This window comes from Bacillus cereus group sp. MYBK15-3, from assembly GCF_051916765.1.
GTDB classification, from domain to species: domain Bacteria; phylum Bacillota; class Bacilli; order Bacillales; family Bacillaceae_G; genus Bacillus_A; species Bacillus_A cereus.
The window spans coordinates 477,233-498,029 of the sequence record NZ_JBQAHG010000001.1 but is presented as its reverse complement, the minus strand read 5'-3'; the positions used below and the strand labels follow the sequence as shown (position 1 = coordinate 498,029).

Below are 20,797 nucleotides of genomic sequence, written 5' to 3'. Positions count from 1 at the left end.
TAACAAAATAGTTATTTTAATCAAAAAGAGCACCATTTGCCCTAAGGGTGCTCTTCGACCAAGAACTATATTTTTTATAGTCCGTATAAGTATATGTTGTTGCTAATAAATAGTGCGATAAAAGAAACGCATACTGTACAAATTAACTTGTGGGTTAAGGAAAGAAAATCACATACCAAATTGATAATAATGCAATCTATCCAATAGTAAGGGATATGTATTTTAAAATTTTCATAAATGCTCCTTTTAGATATAGGGTGCACCAAGCTAGAGAATGTTATTAATTTTTAAACAAAATTCTTATTTAACAACAAATAAAAAGAGCGCTGATGGAGAGCGCTCCTTATACCTCATTATAACGAAAGTGACAAACTCACATTATGCAGAAAGGTAGTATTAAAGTATGTAAAAGTATGAAATTGGTGAATGGGTTCAACAAAAATTTTTATTTAGTTAAAAAGAGGCCCTAGGAAACTAGGACCAAAATCGAAGTATCATCTTTAAAGTGAAAGTAAAAAGATTGATATGTGCTTATTCTATCACAAATCGAAATTTTAAAAAATTAAACGATTAAAAAGTGACTTATAAGGATAAAGTATAGTTGCTTTATAAATGATTACTCTTTAACCTAAGTAATTACCCTACCTGAAAAATACTTATACTTGCAGATACATTTGTTAAAGAGCCCCCATCATTATTAGATAGGGTGATAGTACCTGCTGAAGAAGTATTATTTATTAAAGTTAATGTTGAAGGAACAGTTGTTACTGTGAAAGCAACAGTACCTTGATTTATAGAATGTGGAGACCCAGTTCCATAACGACCGCCAGGAATCGGTGTACCGTTTAGTGCAAAGGAAAATTGGTTTTCACGAGCAGCTTCTAACTGGAATTCTGCTACATATGTTCCTCTGGTGTTAATTGTAATATTTCCAGTGCCCGCTATATGGGTAAAAGCGCTACCTATTATAGGTCCATTGGTATTAAAAGTGACACTGCCACCTACTACAATTGACTGATTGGTAGTATCAAAAATATATAGATAGTTTGTTAAACCTACACCAGCAGGACCAGTAACACCAGTCGGTCCAGTAATGCCAGTAGATCCAGTGTCACCAGTCGGTCCAGTAACACCAGTTGGTCCAGTAACACCAGTCTTTCCAGTAACGCCAGTCGGTCCAGTAACACCAGTCCTTCCAGTAACGCCAGTCGGCCCAGTAATACCAGTCCTTCCAGTAACACCAGTCGGTCCAGTTGGATGGTGGGGGATGATAATAGGTTTAATATCTGAAAAAGAAAATGTATTGAATATATCTTTATTTTTATATTCTATCAAAATCACCTCATCTTTGTGTTTAGAAAAATAGTAGCATAATCTTTTTTATTAATGTTTCATTTATATATTATTAGTTTAATTAATTTTGGAATCAGCAAATAACTACCTTTGCACTTTTGTTTTAATAACATTGTTATTTCGTGTTAATGAAAAGAAAGGTAGATTACTATGAGTGGATGCCTCTATACAATAACATATGCTTGTCCAGTTAAAAGGTGAATAGATAAAAGAACCCGTTTGTTTTAAACGGATTCTTCCCACAAGGTTTGCAAGAAATTCAAGGCAACTAGACCGGAGCACTTATTGAATTTCTTGTGATAATATTGTATGCAAGGGAATTAATAAGGTTAAAGAAATTTAAACAAAATCCTTATTTGAAAACAAGAAGCCCTAGATTTAGGGCTCTAGGGCTTCTTGTTTTGGTATTCTCACATGGTTTTTCAAAAAGAATAGAACATATTGAAGATAACATGTGAATGTTTCATAAATGTATCAAAAAAGTGAACAAAATCGTTATTTTATTAAACAAAAATTGTGTATGTATAAGAAAAAGCTATGTTTTGTCTATTTAAATATATGCTTAGTTTATATAAATCGTAAGTATGTTTGAACAAAAGGGTTATTTATTTCAAATATAAAGAGCGCCATCCAAGGCACTCACGGATAAAAACTAATATTGAAAAAGAATACCACATGATATCGTATGTATGCTTCTAAGGGGTGTGCGGATTTAAAATAAAATAGTCATTGGAATGAAATGAAGAGTAAACAACGGATTATTAATGAATATATAGTGAGTGGAGTCAAGGTTGAGGGGCAGATTATGGTGATTTCAAATATGAAAAGAGAGCTAGAATGCTCTCTTTAATAGTTATTGAATTCGCCAGTAAACGAAAATCTTTAAATACATTAATATATTAAAAATTTTGTGAACATGAAGTGCAAGGTCCACCAGTAGGTTGGAATACAACATTATCAACAAAAGCTGTTGCGCCTTCTCCACCCGTAGCTAAGTTTTGGAAACTAATACATGCTGTAGTTACATCAGCAGGTATACACACAACAAGGGTATAATGTTGGAAGCCAGCTTGTTGTTGATTTGCAACAGGTACAATGTGCGGAATGTTTAATGGTCCAAGTGTTGTAGGGTTAGGAGGACATCCTTGACCAAGTTCTGGAAACGATACAGAAGCAACAAGGAGTGCTCCATCTCTTATATCCCCAGCAAAAGAAAGGGTAAAGCAACAACCTGCGCCCACATCAACAGATTGGGTCATAATTCCTCCAGGTCCAATAGAAACAGCTAAAGCACTCAAGATTCCATTTGGAAGAAAACGACCGCTGTGCGCATTTGGAAATCCTACTTCTGAAACATTTCCCGTTACAATCCATCCTGGAACTGGAGTACCTGGTGTTGCAGGTTCATCGAATCCAGGGTTATCAAGAACATTCGTACATGGGCAACATGCCGTAGCAGCTGGTCCCGTAGGTCCTGTAACTCCTGTAGCCCCGGTTGGTCCGGTCGGCCCAGTCGCTCCGGTCGGCCCAGTCGGTCCAACTTGAGGTGGAGGTACAGGGGGGAGAAAACAATCACATGGAATATGAAATTTCTTTTTAAATTCACTCATTTTTACACCATCCTTATCATTCACCCACTTACACACTACAACTTATGAATTGGTTAACAAACAAGTATAAGAAAAAGGCCCTTGAAAATTAAAATAAATAAAAAAATAAGCCCTTATGTCACAAATATAAACCCATTCCATAATATATAAGGAACATGGGTTCACTCCAAAAAGCTTTTAATATATAAGGAAGTCCGCTTCCTAAATCAATACCGTTGAACCTGTTGCTCCTGTTGCTTCTGCTGGTAAAGTGAATGATGAAAAATAGATAGGAGTATTGAATCGATTAAACTTGATTTAATAGCAGTACCATGTAAAACAATATTTTCTTCATTCATACCTTTACCTCTTATGATTGCTCGTCATAGGAGGTAAAGGTAGCAAAAAGCAATTATATAGAAGTGTAAGGATTGTTAAGGCGAATTAAAGAATATATCGAAGTGAATGGAAAATGTAAGAAGAATTATACGATTATAGTAGTTAGATAATATTCAATGGTGAATGGGTTGAAGTGGACAAGCATTTTTATTTTAAAACCAAAAAAGAGCACTTAGTAAAGTGCTCTCGTGACGAGTCTCATTTTATAACGACTATTTTATAGAGAAAGGAACTCAGAATATTATATGTGAGTCCAGTTAATTGAGTGCTTCTTACAAGTAAAAAGCAGCTAGCAAAAGCTAACTGTTAGGTTCTCCAAGGGGGAACAAGGAGAAAATCTGATTTCAAATATAGTATTGACGTAATATTTAGTTTTATTCACAAGGAATGACGTTTAACTTAATGCATAGCCAATGATCAAAGTTAGTGTTAAAAACACTGATAATAAAAGTGTTAGTAGAACTGTCGCTATGCTTCTAAGCATAGCAACCCAATTATCTATTTTAGAAAATCCTTTCATACCAGCAAAAAAAGTTCCTATTGTTAAAACTAGTAAAAAAAATAAAGGATGGATAGGTAGCGAATTCATAATAAACAATTTCGTTTCAGATGAGGCTATCGAACCAATTTCAAGATATAAGAGGAATAAACCAATGCAAATAAAAGAAAAAATAAAGGACCATAGATTAATGTTATGTTTCATTGCTTTCTCCTATGTAATTAAAATATTTACATTTGATTTTACTGGAAAATTAAAGAAAAAGATAGCGATTATAAATTGAAATGAATTTTTTAATAAAATAATCCTTTTGTTTATAAAAAAACAAGTTACCACGTTTCATTACATTCCTATCAACTTAAGAATTCAGGATTACCCCAAAACCAAAAAATAAGCTATTTTGTTACAAGCTAGCACAAAAATTCGTTTTTGGGTTACTAAAAAATTTTAACTTGATAACTATGTGGTGAGGGGCTACCTCCAGCATTTCGGAACCCCTCACGCTAAGCAAAAAATACAATAAGTCGCAATTCAATGTATCTAGAAATTTATAAAAATGCTTTCCAGATTGCTTAACTGGAGGGCTTTTTTTATTCTCATGATTCTCGATATAGAAAGTCAATAAATAGGATCTACTTAACATTAGCTCCCGTTATCAGTTATTGGATAACTACTTAAAACCAAAAAGGAATTTGCCAATTTTTTTGCAAAACTCAATGGTGGTTCAATAGATTGGATATGAATATACATAATCAATGGTTTCATATATAACCAATGATTATGTAAGGCGCTAACAATAATCCCTTGTTGAACAATTGATTGCATAAATAAAGGAATTTCTTCTTGTAAAATAGCGATTTCTCCAAGGTTCAACGCATTGCCATTTTGATCTAGCGATTCAAAAGATATCCCAACCGGTATCACTGAGGTGCTTGGTCGTCCTTGAACCAGCACTTTAATATTACGACGCAAGGAGACAGAACAAACACCTTGATTTATGTTGCTTTTTCCATTAAGAATTTTAGCAAATTGTTCACAAAGAAAATTAAGGTTGTTCATAAATCTTATACCCCTTTCTTATCAGATAAAAGTTACTATATAAGTATTAATACTCGTCCATTAGCTTTTATATAAGTAATTTAAGTAACTCTATCATTATATTTCCTCTTACATTCATGTCTCTTTTTAGTTCTTGAGAAACTTGACAACAGAACCGAGATTAATTCATCTACAAGAACTATTTAATGTCATTGAACAAAATATATTCTTTTACAATGATACATACTATCCTTATGTAAATCGTTATAATACTAACACGCAATCTTAAGAGGAGGAGCTACTTATGTCTGAACATATAGAGATTATTTTGAGAACACTGTTATCTTTCTCGATTTTATTTATCGGAGCTAAAATATTAGGAAAGCAGATTATCGCTGAAATGAATACCTTTGATTTTATTGGTGCTATCTCTATCGGAAGTATTATTGCAAATTTAGCATTTAATTTAAATGTAAAAACTCATCATGCAGTTATAGCTTTTCTTATTTTAGTATTTGTCATTTTAATGGTTAGCTATATATCCATGAAAAGTCGGATAGGCAGAAAGGTATTTGCTGGAAATCCAACAGTCATTATGGAAAACGGAAAAATTTTAGAAAATAATATGCGGAAAATGCGCTATTCTCTAGATTATTTAAACCAACAATTAAGAGAGAATGGTATTTTTAATATTGAAGAAGTTCTTTATGTCGTAGTTGAAACAAATGGAAAAATATCTGTTTTGAAAAAACCTGAATATCGTACTGTTACACAACAAGATTTAAATATACCAACAAAAAAAGAGTGTAAACTTCCCATCGAGCTAATTATGGATGGAGAAATTATGACAGAAAACCTAAGGCAAAACAATCACACGGAGTTAGAATTACAATGTGAGCTAAAAAAACGTAACCTTAGCTACAAAGATGTTACGTATGCTGTACTTGCAGCAAATGGAAACATTTATATTGACACATATAAAGATAATATTACTTCCCCAATGGACCAAGAATAGGCTATTTCTTAAAAACACAGGTGAACATATATTAGCTTATCTCCAAGTAATAAAATCTCTCCATAACAAAAATTCTATGCAGTATTGACTACTGATAACGATAATTATGTAAATAAGCTGTCCACATGGGCAGTTTATTTTATTTTTGTCTTAGCTTGTTTTTCAAAATGTTAGTGGTATCTCTATACGGTTACTCATAATTTTCGCACTGTGTAACTCAAAAGAGAAAGTGAAATGAAATCAATGATATCAAGGGATTCAACGAAGAGTTCAGTTACACACAATATAAGATATGGGTAAGTCATAGAGAACTTGAAATAATATATTAATTACTTAGTGAAAATAGTATGGATTAAGAAGATAATGATTTCAGATCGTCAAAGTAGAGAAAAAGATACGAATGATTAAATTTAAATGTGGGTTATAAAATTATTAATATAAATATAACGATTTTAAAAATGGTCAATGACATTTTCCTCAAAAATGGAAAAGTTGATATAAAAGCACATAACCGTTTACAGCCCAAGACATATAGTGTCAGTGTAGTGATAAGCAAGTACAACATGACTGCAATGAAAAATTATTTTTCTGTTAGCTTGTTTTCATTACGAGTTAAATTAATAGAACTTCTGTTAGTTATTATGAAACGCATCTTTGTTATAGGATCGGGGGGGAATATCTTGGCTGCAGAAAAAGGATATAGAAGTGGTTGTGGTTATGGCGGAGGATTTGCATTACTAGTCGTATTGTTTATCTTGCTTATTATCGTTGGCGCTGCTTGTTTTTGCTAGTTTATGAACTTCATTTTTTTCTAGAGAGGAGGAGTGTATCTTGGCTGCAGAAAAAGGATATGGAAGTGGTTGTGGTGGTTATGGCGGAGGATTTGCATTACTAATCGTATTGTTTATCTTGCTTATTATCGTTGGTGCAACTTGTTTTTGCTAGTTTATGAACTTCATTTTTTTCTAGAGAGGAGGAGTGTATCTTGGCTGCAGAAAAAGGATATGGAAGTGGTTGTGGTGGTTATGGCGGAGGATTTGCATTACTAATCGTATTGTTTATCTTGCTTATTATCGTTGGTGCAAGCTGGTGCGGATATGGTGGTTTTTAAGTAACAACCTTCTTATATCACCAAGAATAAATAAAGGGTTGCTTCACGTAGTGTGAAGTAATCCTTCATTGATATAGTTTAATATATGTTTAGAATATATAATGTGTTCGTTATGAAAGGAGAAAAAAATGGGATCTAGCCCATATTTTAATAAAAATGTTTCGTATCAAACTTCATCTATTCCAATAACCGAAGTAACTCAGAAGAAAAGTCGAATAATAGCGGCCGAAGCTGTTACACTTTCCAAAACGAATAATGAAACAACCAATGAAGCAATCAATGGAACGACTGATGAAACATTAAAAAAACAGAAAAATAATTCATCTGATTATTCGCCATTCCAAATTAATATTCCTTATTTTAATATAAAAATAACTTCGACAGAGATATTAGGTGTTGCTAAATCCGTATTTATGCAAGCTCTTATTCAAAAGGTTCAAGATCCGGTATTTTTAATGAATCTTTTGAATAGTGAAGGTGGAAAGAAACTACTTAATTTAGCAGGTGATTTTTTTAAAGATACTGCTACGAAATCAGAAAATGATAAAGATGAAAACTAACATCAGCCTTTATTGATATACATCTCTTTGATAGCTCTAATTTCATAAATACTACAATCACAAAAGATAGGGATTAAAAATAATCCCTTCTTTTGTGAGCATAATTGCATTTTTCATTGTAATTATATGTAAATCAGATAATAAAAAGTGAAAGGGTTATGGCCGTTTTTTGGCAGGAAATGTGCCGGTCTTTTTGGAGTTAACGTGATATATTTGTATTGTGAGAAGTGGCGGAAAACACAACTCATAATATACCTTTATAATCTATAAAATCAATTAATGGATAATATGAGCCGTATGATGGCTACTTCCGCAAGCCAATTAGGAGGATTAAAGACCGTCATGAGTGGTGTATATGGAAGTATGTCAAACAGTAGACAAGCCATGACAAATAGTGTATCAAATCAAGTCATTAATAATTCTTTCGGATCATCTGGCGGTGGAGTTATTCCAATGCTTGGTGGAGATTTATTGAAGTACCCGTAAATTTAGAAGGAAGAGACGTGGCACGCGGTACTTATCGGCTATACAACCGAGTATCAAGAAAGAGAAGAAAAGAGAAACTCAGCCTTTTAGGTTTGGGTTTCTTTTATTTTATAAAAAAACGGAGTGTCAAAATGAGCTCTTTTACATTCAACAATCAACGAAAAGAATATATCCAACTAGAAAGAGGATGGAGCCCGCCAACATGGGAACCTCTAAAACGTAAATTCTTAAACACGCCTGGATATCCAGGCGCAAGATTATTAGGAATGGAAACAGATCCTCGTCGACTTTCTGTCCCTGTGGGAATTATCGTTCCAGATGGAACAGATTTAGAAACGTTAAAAGAAGAAATAGCGACATGGTTAATTACTGAACAAGCAACCGAGCTAACTTTTGATACAAAACTAGATAGAACATATATAGCTGTTATTGATGAAGATTTTAATGTTGATAATTTTATGAGTTTAGGAAAAGGCACCTTAAAATTCATTTGTCCAATGCCTTATAAACTAGGCCCAAGGAGAAAAATAGATTTCAAATTACAAGGAAGTAGATTAATTACAAATATATCGAATAATGAGAGTAAATATTCTGATCCTACGTTCATAGTTAAGGTAGAAACTCCCTCTACTTTTATTGATATTTCACGAAAAAAGGAAGAAGAAATTCAACATTTTCGTATGGGATACCCTGTTTCTGTGGAAGAACGAACAGTCGAGAAAGAACAGCTTGTTATGCACGATGAAATGAAAACAATGGTTGGTTGGAATCAAAATGGTCCAAACACTAACGAAGGTGAAAACACAGGAACTCTAAAGTCAGATAGTGAGCGCTTTGTTATAGATAACTTTGGTGCAGGTAGTACATGGCATGGCGGAGTGGCTAGGAAAAGTTTAAAAGAACCGCTACAGGATTTTACTGTTGAAGCAAACGAAGAAACAGGTGAGTATCTAACTTTTGAAAAGATTAACGGTGGGAAGTTATACGTCGCTGATGCAGATGCCTTACAACGTTGGACAGAAGATGGTTCACACAAATATGACATCTATAGTCCACAAACAGAAGATCAAAATATGTCAGCCGAAAGATTAAAACAACTAACGGAAGCGGAACTAAAGAAACGTATTAATAGCACTGTACAGTATGAAGTAACTCCAATTGCATTAGAAAAGATATTTGGTTTATCTCATGAAAAAGTAAATAAGGGCGATATTGTCCATTTCAAAGATACAAAATTTACGCCACCTTTGTTTTTAGAAGCACGTCTTATCGCAGCGGATGAATGTGATACAAATGCGGCAAATGATAAATATTATTTTGGTGATTTTAAAGAAGTAGAAGATACGAGAAGTCTGTTAGATCACATGTATGCCCAAGTTATGGGCAGTCTAGCTGGAAAAGCAAATAAAGGCTTGTTAGATAAGTTGGAAGAACTTGTGAAAGAGACAAATGAACAAGTTGATGTTGTGAAAAAGGAATCAGAAGCAGCAAAAAAGTTAGCAGAAAAAGTACAAGAAAACCTTAAAAATTATCAAACAAAAATTATTGAAAGCGCAAAACCACCGACAATCGGTTTAGAAAATGGAAAAACCTTATGGTTAGATATTTCAAACGGCAAGCCTGGCATCCTCAAATTATGGAAGAATGGCAATTGGGAGTCGGTTGTTCCTGATATGGACAAAGTAAAGGAAGATACCTTAGAGCAAGTCAACAAAGATATTGAAACCACAAAAACAGAGTTGAATAAAAAAGTTCAAGAAGCACAAAATCAAGCAACAGGACAATTTAATGAAGTGAATGAAAGATGTTGAAGATTACGTTGGTGGAATTGGTAACCAAACGGTTTTACACAATGTCTTGTAGAAGAACGACACGAAATATTGGCAATTAACTTCAAACGCAGTAAGAGATACACAAGTCACTTATAAGAGGTGCAATTCACTTAGTGTTATTACTACAGGTAATATGACTTATTCTTTATCCTGTTTCTTTCTTAGTTGTATCTAGCGCGTTTTTATAATTCTTTATTTAATTCCTAATTTAAAGAACAAACTATCCAAAATAACATGATTTATATGACTATGTATACTCTTTTTGAAAAATATTGTAATTAATTAACATTTGAAACTATAACACAAATTATTTAAATAATATATCTAAATTTATCGTTATCACAATGGTGCTTGTCTTTAAATTTTCAGCAATCATTATTCCAGGAAATCTTTTATGCCTCCCTTCAATTAGGGTCAGTATTATTCTATGTTTTAGTAAAAAAACTGCTTGTTTATTAACCTATTATTATACTTTTATATGATAGAGAGCTTTCTACTAGATATAGAATTCATAAAAACTATGCTAATTTTTAAGGGAGAGTGGATAGAACTACTGATTATGAAATTAATCAACACACATTTATCAAAGAAAATATTCTAATTTAAAATAATTTCTTATTTTGGAGTATACTGTTTTGAATGTATATTTCAAAATTGAATAGGTAAAAGATTTTATGTAACAACAAATAAAACTTCAGTATATGTAAAGCGATTTTTTACGAATATATAGCTTGATAAAAATAAAAATCATCATTTGGTAACCATGTTCATATCGTGATATCCAAAATTAAATTCAAGATAACTCATGTAATAAAGACTTCATAATTTTACCGAATATGCGAGATACGTTGAAAACAGAATTTGTATTCCTCTAAAAATATTAATTTTCAGAATTTTCAATAAAAATGATTAGATTATACTAACTTAATGATAATGATTAAAAAGGCTACTATAGAACCCAAACATTAGTAGAAGAAAGACATATACAAGTATTATGAGTTTGAAAATTTCATAAACTCTAAAATCTTATAAAAAGAGGAGCATAAAACATGAGCGAACAATGTCCAATTAATGTACCATGTCAGGTAGCGGGACAAACCCAAACACCATTAAGTGATGAGACTGCAACACCAATTGTTACTCCAGGAGCACCTATTGTAAAGATTCCAGTTGTATTAGCTGAAAGAACGCTTCAAATTGTTGTAGAGTCCGATATTTCATTAGAGCCTCCAGCAGTCGAAATTAAACGCATCTTAAAAAACGTATTTTTAACACAATGTAAGTTAGTGCCTGTAGCATTCGTACCAGTACCAGGTACACCTTACCGACGAGTTACAAGAGCGAAATTATTTGTACAAGGCTATATTCGTAAAAATATTGAATATGCAAATGACGAGTGTAATGGAGTTCTATATGATCGTATTGCAAATGTTCCATTTTCTGGTTTTGCAGATCTGACAGAAGGTGATTTTCTATCATTAGCTTTAGTAGCTTCTTCTTCGGACACTACTTCTCATTTTATAAATCCTAAAAACGGTGATTTACCACGTCTAGACAAATATTTCTTTGAAAATGCAGTTTTTTATAACGAACAACCATATTGTGAATTAGTAAGCGCTCAATTTTTTGAATTAGACTTTTCACCTTGTCCTACAAACCTAAACGAACCATTTGATACGCTTCGTGAAAAAATTGTACTAGATCTTACTTTAAAAGTTTTACAAGTACAACAAGTACAAGTAGCACTATAAAAATAAAAAGAAATTGTCTTTGTTAAAAAGACAATTTCTTTTTTATTTTTATACAACATATATAATGATGAAATGGTCACATACAAAAAACAAATTTTTTGAATTTCATCAGACGGGGGGATGGTGATGAAAAATCCATGGATTGGTAAGGGGATATGGGATGAAATTTACAAGTATAAAAAACTGAATATACAAGATAATTTACACGAAAAAAGAGGGGGAAAAGAAGAAATACCACATGAATTAAAGGGAGAATATGTAGCATCAAAATTAGAGAAAGAAGGTAAAGCGTCTGGATCACAAATAGGGCCTTTAATACGCTCACTGGTGGTCAAAACTCCATTTTCTATTTTTTCAGAAGTAACTAGTTTTAAAATATTTCCAAAAATAAATGTTAAAAATCAAGAAGCATTTGTATTTAGGAATGAAAAAGGTGTAGAAGGGCGTGAATTAGATTGTAAGTTATTAACTACAGTGCAACAATATTATTCGGATAGTTATTGTAAATTAGTTTCTTTAAATCTTCATGAGAAGAGAATTCATTTTGAATTATATAACCAAAAAAATAAAGGGAATAAAGAAGAGAATAAGGTAGAGGCATCTTCATGGATTCCTATTCACAGTATAATATTAGAGAGTGAAAATGGGGGAGACGTAAATAATTTTATTACAGCGAAACTACCAATAGAAATAGGAAGATATAAAGGTGAAATTAGTTTACGAGAAAAGGTTGTATTTAAAGAAAAAGTCATAGGAATAAAAGAGGTTGAACAGGAGATTATTTTGACAAAAACCGAATTTTTAATACCAAAGGTAAAAAAGAATGAGCAAAATACACTTACAGTTGAAAAAGGGAGCTTATTGGTAGAAGGGTATATATATCAATGTATTGAATACATATCAGAACAAAGTAAACTTCATGATAATGAGCATCAGTTAATACAAAATATTGTATTGGAGTTAATCATTCAAGTAATACAAGAACAAGAAGTACAAGTGCGAATTAAATAAAAATAATTATATTCCCTCGATTAGCTGATTATTTTTATTCGTAGTGTATCGATGGGTATTCTTTTGTAAATCATTCAGTGCTGCAAACTATTTGTTAAATGGTTTATCCTTGATAAATTCAATTTTACATTGTTACTAAATTGTATGAATCTCCTCTGGTTTAAGTTTTAAAAAAGTGCTAACAAGTTTGCAAGCGATCTTGCTAACACTTATACAGAATAGACATAAATTATCGCTGATATGTCGTTTTTAAAAATAGTCTTAATCAGTTAAATCACACTTATACGAAATGCTTATAAAAACCGTCTTAGTATCAAGAATATAACATGTTAGGTCAAACAAACCTTGATATAACAATGTTTGTTTAACTTGAATTTGTAAAACATTTACATTTTATAAATGCAAGTTATCCAAATCAACGTAATTATAAACATAAACATGATTAACACCAATCGGTTTACGTGACATTCGTATATTTTAAGTCTTTGATAAATAATACAATTTAAATTTTGCAGATCAGTAGAATGAGGAAATATGCTTAGAGTATTAGCGAAACCCAACCCTAATCAATTCTTCATCATTTATTTCAATTACGAATCTATATTCTTTGTCTAATAGCCAGTAATAAAAACTGACTGCATCAACGTCAACTAGTGATTGGAATACTTTATCAAGATTTGTACTTACTACAGGGATTTCATAGTTATCCCATATTATAAAAATCTGTTCGTCAAAATCTAGTTGGTTTGCTCTAATAAGGGAAATTATTTGTTCTTTGTTCGAAGCTATGAATTGGTTATCTATCTGTTCCCAATCTATTCTTCCCGAGACAGTTATAGGAAATGAATTCATTAAAATAGTAGCAATCTGCTGGCTTTTTTCTTGGGAGAAAATGAGAGTTTCGTTTCCTAGGGATTCAAGGCATTCATTAAACAAAGGGTTTGTATCATTTCTGTTTTTTGTTTTCAGTGCTCTTAACTTTTGTCGCAATTTCCATTGTCTTGACGATCTATCATCCATTTTTAACATTCCTTATACAATTATTTAAGAATGAGTATAGCATATAAGGGAAGTCTTTATGAAAAGGAACTTTTTAAATATAAATTAAACAAAAGTGTTATTTGAAAAAAGGGCCTTTTACGGAAAGATAAGAGGCCCTCAAAAAATATAACAACATAAAAATTTTATATTATGTATATACAATTTGAAAAGTTTACTGGAAATAATAAAATGTATAAAATTCTTATAAAAAAAGCCCTAGGATTAGGGGGGCTAGGGCTTACTTTGTTGGTATATCTCACAAGATATTATAAAAAGAAAAAGAACTTAATGAAGATAACACATGAATGTTTCGTAAATGTATCAAAAAAGTGAACAAAAGCGTTATTTTAAGGACCATGATATATTATCAAGGGCTGTATAAATATAACTATACATTAGGTAAAAGAGATATTTCGGATTGTATTTTTGTTTCCAGTTCATAATAATCACCTCTCATACAAATAGTTTAATTATATTATAAGGTTATTAAAGAGAATGTTAAGAAAACTTGCTATGAATTAAGGTGAATTTAAACAAACTAGTAATTGTCATTAAAAAGCAGTTAGCTTTTGCTAGCTGTTTCACTCACTGGAAGTTTTTTTATGTAATTTAGATAAAGAAACTAGCCATTAAAAATATTGCTCCTATCAAAATTAGAGAATCAACTAAAATCAAGAACTGTTTTTTCTGTGGCTTTTGAAATTCCTTTATTAATCTAAAAACTGAACTTACTCCGAAACAAATGTATAACAAAATCATTATTATTTTTAGCATTACTAACACTTCTAATATATTAATTATGTATTGGAGAATATATCCATATAAGTTTTTAATAAAATTCTTATTTAAATAGAAAATGCCAGCTGAAATGTCAAGGGCGTATCAGCTGGTACTGAAATAGATATTAACTTTTAATATTAGGTTTTTTAGTTCCTACTTTTGCTCTTATTTTTAGAAGAGATTGTACCAAATATTGCTCCGGACATTGCTCCAATCAAAGTCATAAAAATTGCACTCCATGCTGCAAATGACATAATTACACCTCCTAATAATAAAATGCTACAACTATATTAATTATTATATATGAATTTAATAATTTAAAGTGGGGGAAAAGTTAGAAAATTATACAAAAGTGTTAATTCAATTGAAAAAAGAGCCCCACTATAATGGCTGCAAGGCTTCATAAGGTCGAGTTGTGTCGTACTCACAAGGGATTTTAACATGAATGTTGTGGTAAACATACTAAATGTATCTAATTTATTTAGAGCAGTTATTTTAAACAAAAACAATATTTGGTAAGTATATTATTTTTAACAAAAATTTAATTTTATGGAAATTAAAACCCTAGTTTCCTAGGGTAATGGTATAACAGCCAAATATATTTTATTCTTATATATCTTAACTTAATATTACGCTAAAAACATCAGGTAAGTGTAACCAATTGCAGAAAATAAAAGAGCAGCTAGCAAACGCTAACTGCTCGGTTCTCCAAGGGGGAACAAGGAGAAAATCTAATGTCATATACAGTATTAACGGAATATTGAGTTTTATTCTATTTAAATCAAAAAAATGAATTTAATAATTACGATGCGATTAAAGATACTAAAAACACACTATTAATATTAAGTACAAAAGTAAGAACAATGTAAGTGGGATTGTAATTATACTTCTAATCGTTGTTTTCGCAGTAGTTGGCGTATTCATTCCTATAAGGCCACCAATAAAGGTCCAAGCTGTTAATATCAGTAAAAAAATTATTGGGTCGGTAGAACTCCAATTCATCGCTGTATTAATAGATTCATTTTCAAAGTATAGGATAAGTAAGTCAATACAAATAGTAGGAGTTTTTCCTTTGTTTGAAAGTTCAAAAAGATATATAATAATTTTCTGACTATTAATTTGTGGAGGGGTATTAATGAAAAATGAAACGTTACACACACAAGAAGACATTTTAAAAATGCTTGATTCATTATTAAGACCTGCAGAACCATTTTGGAATGAATTTTATGAGAATAGAGAAAAGGATGTTCCATTTTTTGAAAATGTTCCAGATGAGAACCTAGTTTCGTATATACAAAAAGAGAGAGTTTCAAAAGGGAAAGTATTAGAACTTGGGTGTGGTCCAGGTAGAAATGCCATTTATTTAGCGACTCAAGGATTTGATGTAACAGCAGTGGATTTATCTGTAGAAGGCATTAATTGGGCTAAAGAAAGGGCATTGGCAAAAGAGGTAGCAATTCATTTTATTTGTGATTCAATTTTTAATTTAGAGGTTCAAAACGAGTTTGATTTTGTATACGATTCGGGCTGTTTGCATCACATTCCACCGCATAGAAGAATAAATTATGTGGATTTAATTAAAAACTCATTAAAATCGGGTGGTTATTTCGGATTAACATGTTTTGCGGCAGGCGATTTAGATGAGCGAAATGGATCAGAAATAACAGATTGGGATGTATATAGAGGGTGGAGTCTACAAGGTGGTCTTGCATACTCGGAAGAAAAGTTAAGAGAGATATTTAAAGAATTTGAGGTAATTGAGATTAGAAGGATGAAACAAATGAAACAACCGAATGAAATGTTTGGAGAATCATTTCTTTGGACAGCATTATTTAAGAAGAAATAATAAAGTAGATAATTGACAAACTCATCGTTTTTATAGACAATATATTAAAAGGAACGTACGTTTGGTTTTGTTGACGTATGTTTTACATAAATACATAACAAGGGGCTGTCTCCATATGAGTAACACAAATCAAAAAATTACTACGTTTTTAATGTTTGAAGGCAAAGCTGAGGAAGCAATGAATTTTTATACGTCGCTATTTGATCAATCGGAAATTGTAAGTATTTCTCGCTACGATGAAAATGGACCTGGTAAAGAGGGAACTGTAATTCATGCAACTTTTACGCTAAATGGCCAAGAGTTTATGTGTATTGATAGTTATGTAAATCATAATTTTACATTCACTCCAGCTATGTCTCTTTATGTAACTTGTGAGACAGAAGAAGAAATTGATACGGTCTTTCATAAACTAGCGCAGGATGGAGCAATTCTTATGCCTTTAGGTTCCTATCCGTTTAGTAAAAAGTTTGGCTGGTTAAATGATAAGTATGGTGTATCTTGGCAGTTAACTCTTGCTGAATAAAAAAGAAAAAGCGTAGCTTATTTGTTTGTAAAAGATGTTCATCTTGTATGGAATGAAGTTTCTAGGGTTTTAAAGAATAAAGGTGTTCTTATTGCTGGATTTACAAATCCGTTACTATGGATTTTTGATGATAACCAAGAGCAAAAAGGTATTCTGGATGTTAAACATTCAATTCCTTCATCAACATTGGATTATTTACCACAGGATGAAGTTCAAGATTACATCGATTCAAATCAAACAATAGAATATGCGCATACTTTAGAAGACCAAATCCAAGGCCAAATTGATGCTGGTTTTGCTATAACAGGTTTTTATGAGGATGATTTTGGTGGAACAAGGATATTGGATAAGCATATTAAAACATTTATTGCGACAAAAGCTATAAAATTAAAGATGGATTAAGAATTTTTGCTTGTCGCACGGGGCGTTAGTCGAAGAAGGCTCTTAAAATAGAAAAGGATGGTACTTTCCATCCTTTTCCTTATGTATTTTGAGTGTCGAAACTATTCTCAAAACAAGTTTTACACTACTAGTTGTATAATTAGGTTATGCTTTTATATTAAGAATTTTGCTGACCGAATCTTTTCCCGAGTTTAGCTAACAATTCAGGTTGATCGCTTTGGCTCATTATAACTTCAATAAAGATAAGTTGATTCTTATTAAAAGTTATATTTGTTAAGACTTCTGCTAATTCTGCTTCATTTTCTACTTTAAATGTTAGACTTTTTTCTTCGGATCCAAATACCATTGATAGTTTATTGTAATCCCACATCTGTATGTCATTATAAAGTTGGTTTTGGCCGTGAATGGCACGTTCAACAGTGTATCCGTTGTTATTGATTAAAAATATAATCGGTTTTAAATTTTGACGTAGTATAGTTGATAACTCTTGGGCAGTTACTTGGAAAGAACCATCACCAATAATTAAAATGTTGCGCCGTGATAAATTGGCGAGCTGTGTACCAAGTAGAGCGGGCAGTGTATATCCGATAGATCCCCATAACGGTTGACCTACATATGCAGTGTTATTAGGTAGAGGGATAGCGGCACTACCAAAGAAAGGTGTTCCTTGCTCTACAACTAAGACGTCGTTTTCTTGTAAGAAATGGTACATTTGCTGCCAAAAACGTTTTTGTGTGACCATTTGTGCTTTTGGATTGAACTCTTCAGTAAAAGGTGATGATTCTAAAATAAATGGCTTAACGTCAAGGGTATCTTTATTACGATGCTCAATTGAATCACTTAAATGTTGTAAAACATCCTGCATTACAACTGGACCGTATTTTTTATCTATAATTTTCACAGTGTAGGGATGGATTTCTATAACTTGTTCTTTTGTAAAACCTTGTGTGAAGCCGCCTGTAATAGTATCAGTTAACTTCACACCAATACTAATAATACAATCAGATTCATCAATTCTTTTTCGCAAGTACGGCGAACTTACATCACCAGTATAAACACCTATAAATTGAGGGTGTTTTTCTGGGAATATTCCTTTTCCCATACTGAACGTCGCGATGGGAAACCCAGTTTTTTCTACGAATTGATGTAAACTTTCTTTAGCATGAAATCGATCTACTTCAAAATCAGCTAAAATAACAGGTTTTTTGGCACTATTTATTTTTGAAATGGCATGTAGAAGCATTTTATTTAATGCTTCTTTATTACTTAAAATAGGTTTATTTATAATAGGTTCTGTCGGTTTATTAATTGGTTTATTATACACATCAATCGGCAAATTAATATGAACAGGGCGTTTTTCATTCCAACATGCACGTAAAACACGGTCAATTTCCTCAGCAGCATGCTCAGGTGTTACATTTGTTTGTGCTATAGTGATTTCTCGATACATATTGGAAAAGTGATCGAACTTTCCATCTCCTAACGTATGATGGACGATTGCTCCATTTTCCATTACTTTTGTTGGTGGTGTACCTGTAATTTTTATAACTGGCACGTTTTCCGCATATGAGCCAGCAATACCGTTAATAGCGCTTAATTCTCCAACACCGAAAGTAGTAATAAGAGCGGCGATTCCTTTTATGCGAGCGTACCCATCTGCTGCATATGCAGCATTTAATTCATTACAATTGCCAATCCACTTTAAATTTTTATGTGCTACCACATCATCTAAAAAGGCAAGATTATAATCACCAGGAACCCCAAATATATGTTCAATTCCTAATTCGTGTAGTCTATCCAATAAATATGTACTTACAGTATATTGTTTTTTCAAATGAATCATCTCCTAATTATGCAATGAATGTTTCAATAGACTGAACAAGTTCTAATGCGTTGATTAAAATATTCATTACTAGATTGTGGTATAATTTACATACAGGGGGAAAGTAGATGACACAACATAAAGAAGAACAGATGAATGAGGCATTAGCATTATTTTATTTTGCATATAAAACATTTACTGAAAAGCCAGATGAAATTATAAAAGAATATGGCATTCAACGAGTACATCATCGAATTTTATTTTTTATCGCACGTTTTCCAGGGATAAGTGTAAATGAGTTATTATCACTATTAGAAATAAGTAAGCAAGCGCTCCACGGACCGCTACGTCAACTTGTGGAAAAGGGCTTAATTGAGAGTAATGAAGCTATGCATGATCGACGTGTGAAACAGTTGTCTTTAACAGAAAAAGGTACAGATTTAGAGAAAAAACTGAGTGATGTACAAAGACAACAAATGGGTGCTATTTTTTCAAAATTTGGTGAATCATGTGAGGACAATTGGCACCAAGTTATGAATGAAATGGCAAATAGCCGATCAGGTTTTGATGCTTGGATATCGAAACGTGAAATACCAGTCGATCAAAAATAATGAAAAAACTTCTGTTTTTATCGTTTGAAAAAGAACAAATTTTATCCATACATTTGGCAACTATCGATTGGTCATAGAGTGAATGGATAAAAAGATACATTACTAGATACTTTATACGTGTACGTAATGGAACAATAAAATTCACATTTCCGAAAGGGGAATTATAATGATAAAACTTGTACTTATTCGTCACGGACAAAGTTTATGGAATCTTGAAAATCGCTTTACTGGATGGACAGATGTTGATCTATCAGAGAATGGATTAAGTGAAGCGAGAGAAGCAGGAGCAATATTAAAGAAAAACGGATATACTTTTGATGTGGCTTATACATCTGTATTAAAACGCGCAATTCGGACGTTATGGATTGTACTTCATGAGATGGATCTTACTTGGGTCCCAATACATAAATCTTGGAAGCTAAATGAAAGACATTATGGTGCATTGCAAGGGTTGAATAAAGATGAAACTGCTCAAAAATATGGTGAGGAGCAAGTTCATATTTGGAGAAGAAGTGTTGATGTAAGACCACCGGCTCTTACTGAAGACGATCCTCGATATGAAGCGACCGATCCAAGATATAAAACACTCAAAAAAGGTGAATTTCCATTTACTGAATGTTTAGAGGATACGGAGAAGAGAGTACTTGCTTATTGGCATTCAGAAATTGCGCCGACATTAAAAAGTGGTAATAAAGTAATTATTTCATCACACGGTAACACAATTCGCTCGCTAGTAAAATATTTAGACAACCTTTCAAGTGATGGTGTAGTTTCATTAAATATTCCAACTAGCATTCCGCTTGTTTATGAATTAGACGAAAACTTACGTCCGATTCGTCATTATTATTTAAGTATGGATGGAGAAGTACCTGAAGGGGAAATTCCGAAACATATTTCTTTTTAATACGAAAATTTGAAATGAATGCTTGTCTACATATACAATATAGACTCATGGTAAAGTGAAATTTTAATCAGTGGGGTCTTACTGCCCACAAATAGCAGGATAAAAGACGTGGTACCTTCTAATATATATGCGATGTAGCTAATTTTAGAAGCTTGTCCACGTCTTTTGTCATAAAGAGAGCAGCTTGCGCATGTAATGATATCGTGAGTAGTTTTTGAATGGAG

Annotated in this window: 18 protein-coding genes and 2 pseudogenes; 14 read left to right on the top strand and 6 right to left on the bottom strand. The window is 32.2% G+C overall.

From position 1 onward, the window contains the following. Positions 1 to 636: 636 nt before the first annotated feature. The 4 genes from ACTFR8_RS02510 to ACTFR8_RS02495 form a co-directional block, all read right to left on the bottom strand. A complete protein-coding gene (locus ACTFR8_RS02510; RefSeq protein WP_043328318.1) occupies positions 637 to 1,341 on the bottom strand; it encodes a collagen-like triple helix repeat-containing protein in 705 nt (234 codons plus the stop codon). 911 nt (positions 1,342 to 2,252) lie between these two features. After that, positions 2,253 to 2,963 carry a hypothetical protein gene (locus ACTFR8_RS02505; RefSeq protein WP_001288632.1) on the bottom strand — a complete coding sequence of 237 codons (711 nt, stop codon included), beginning with the start codon at positions 2,961 to 2,963 and terminating at the stop codon, positions 2,253 to 2,255. Positions 2,964 to 3,735: 772 nt separating this feature from the next. Continuing rightward, positions 3,736 to 4,044 carry a hypothetical protein gene (locus ACTFR8_RS02500; RefSeq protein WP_043310152.1) on the bottom strand — a complete coding sequence of 103 codons (309 nt, stop codon included), beginning with the start codon at positions 4,042 to 4,044 and terminating at the stop codon, positions 3,736 to 3,738. 438 nt (positions 4,045 to 4,482) lie between these two features. Further along, on the bottom strand, positions 4,483 to 4,899 hold the full coding sequence (locus tag ACTFR8_RS02495; RefSeq protein WP_001061495.1) for a DUF1259 domain-containing protein: 417 nt from the start codon (positions 4,897 to 4,899) through the stop codon (positions 4,483 to 4,485). 283 nt (positions 4,900 to 5,182) lie between these two features. Between ACTFR8_RS02495 and ACTFR8_RS02490 the strand changes: the two genes are divergently transcribed. The 9 genes and pseudogenes from ACTFR8_RS02490 (at position 5,183) to ACTFR8_RS02450 (ending at position 12,644) form a co-directional block, all read left to right on the top strand. Further along, positions 5,183 to 5,893: a DUF421 domain-containing protein gene (locus ACTFR8_RS02490; protein WP_001289211.1), complete on the top strand. Its 711-nt coding sequence runs from the start codon at positions 5,183 to 5,185 to the stop codon at positions 5,891 to 5,893. A gap of 680 nt (positions 5,894 to 6,573) precedes the next feature. Then, complete coding sequence (locus tag ACTFR8_RS02485) at positions 6,574 to 6,684, top strand: YjcZ family sporulation protein (protein ID WP_000718602.1); 111 nt, start codon at positions 6,574 to 6,576, stop codon at positions 6,682 to 6,684. Between the two features lie 40 nt (positions 6,685 to 6,724). Further along, the gene (locus tag ACTFR8_RS02480) at positions 6,725 to 6,838 is read left to right on the top strand and encodes a YjcZ family sporulation protein (protein WP_000718600.1); all 114 of its coding nucleotides are present in this window, start codon (positions 6,725 to 6,727) and stop codon (positions 6,836 to 6,838) included. 40 nt (positions 6,839 to 6,878) lie between these two features. Next, positions 6,879 to 7,004, top strand: coding sequence for a YjcZ family sporulation protein (locus ACTFR8_RS02475; RefSeq protein ID WP_000718599.1), 126 nt, complete (start codon positions 6,879 to 6,881; stop codon positions 7,002 to 7,004). Between the two features lie 128 nt (positions 7,005 to 7,132). Further along, positions 7,133 to 7,564, top strand: coding sequence for a hypothetical protein (locus ACTFR8_RS02470; RefSeq protein ID WP_000535863.1), 432 nt, complete (start codon positions 7,133 to 7,135; stop codon positions 7,562 to 7,564). 270 nt (positions 7,565 to 7,834) lie between these two features. Continuing rightward, a pseudogene (locus ACTFR8_RS02465) lies at positions 7,835 to 8,140 on the top strand (phage tail tape measure protein); the annotation flags it as partial. A 41-nt stretch (positions 8,141 to 8,181) separates the two neighbouring features. Then, positions 8,182 to 9,861, top strand: coding sequence for a distal tail protein Dit (locus ACTFR8_RS02460; RefSeq protein WP_002098405.1), 1,680 nt, complete (start codon positions 8,182 to 8,184; stop codon positions 9,859 to 9,861). 1,070 nt (positions 9,862 to 10,931) lie between these two features. Further along, on the top strand, positions 10,932 to 11,633 hold the full coding sequence (locus tag ACTFR8_RS02455) for a CsxC family protein (protein WP_001294982.1): 702 nt from the start codon (positions 10,932 to 10,934) through the stop codon (positions 11,631 to 11,633). Between the two features lie 126 nt (positions 11,634 to 11,759). Further along, positions 11,760 to 12,644, top strand: a complete 885-nt coding sequence (locus ACTFR8_RS02450) for a BC_2427 family protein (RefSeq protein WP_000795502.1) — start codon at positions 11,760 to 11,762, stop codon at positions 12,642 to 12,644. A gap of 546 nt (positions 12,645 to 13,190) precedes the next feature. Here the strand turns inward: ACTFR8_RS02450 and ACTFR8_RS02445 are convergent. After that, positions 13,191 to 13,664, bottom strand: a complete 474-nt coding sequence (locus tag ACTFR8_RS02445) for a CDI toxin immunity protein (RefSeq protein WP_000342732.1) — start codon at positions 13,662 to 13,664, stop codon at positions 13,191 to 13,193. 1,936 nt (positions 13,665 to 15,600) lie between these two features. Here ACTFR8_RS02445 and ACTFR8_RS02440 point away from each other — a divergent pair. The 3 genes and pseudogenes from ACTFR8_RS02440 to ACTFR8_RS02430 all read left to right on the top strand — a co-directional run. After that, positions 15,601 to 16,311, top strand: coding sequence for a class I SAM-dependent methyltransferase (locus tag ACTFR8_RS02440; protein ID WP_025966196.1), 711 nt, complete (start codon positions 15,601 to 15,603; stop codon positions 16,309 to 16,311). 115 nt (positions 16,312 to 16,426) lie between these two features. Beyond that, positions 16,427 to 16,834: a VOC family protein gene (locus tag ACTFR8_RS02435; protein ID WP_000072493.1), complete on the top strand. Its 408-nt coding sequence runs from the start codon at positions 16,427 to 16,429 to the stop codon at positions 16,832 to 16,834. Positions 16,835 to 16,846: 12 nt separating this feature from the next. Beyond that, positions 16,847 to 17,236, top strand: a pseudogene (locus tag ACTFR8_RS02430) (SAM-dependent methyltransferase); the annotation flags it as partial. Positions 17,237 to 17,393: 157 nt separating this feature from the next. On the opposite strand, the gene ACTFR8_RS02425 reads toward ACTFR8_RS02430, so the two are convergent. Next, positions 17,394 to 19,079 (bottom strand): alpha-keto acid decarboxylase family protein, encoded by a 1,686-nt coding sequence (locus tag ACTFR8_RS02425; RefSeq protein WP_033689678.1) that lies wholly within the window; start codon positions 19,077 to 19,079, stop codon positions 17,394 to 17,396. A 107-nt stretch (positions 19,080 to 19,186) separates the two neighbouring features. Between ACTFR8_RS02425 and ACTFR8_RS02420 the strand changes: the two genes are divergently transcribed. Together ACTFR8_RS02420 and gpmA are read left to right on the top strand one after the other, a co-directional pair. Next, on the top strand, positions 19,187 to 19,669 hold the full coding sequence (locus ACTFR8_RS02420) for a MarR family winged helix-turn-helix transcriptional regulator (RefSeq protein ID WP_000191888.1): 483 nt from the start codon (positions 19,187 to 19,189) through the stop codon (positions 19,667 to 19,669). Between the two features lie 166 nt (positions 19,670 to 19,835). Further along, on the top strand, positions 19,836 to 20,573 hold the full coding sequence (gene gpmA / locus ACTFR8_RS02415; protein ID WP_000594150.1) for a 2,3-diphosphoglycerate-dependent phosphoglycerate mutase: 738 nt from the start codon (positions 19,836 to 19,838) through the stop codon (positions 20,571 to 20,573). Positions 20,574 to 20,797 lie beyond the last annotated feature (224 nt).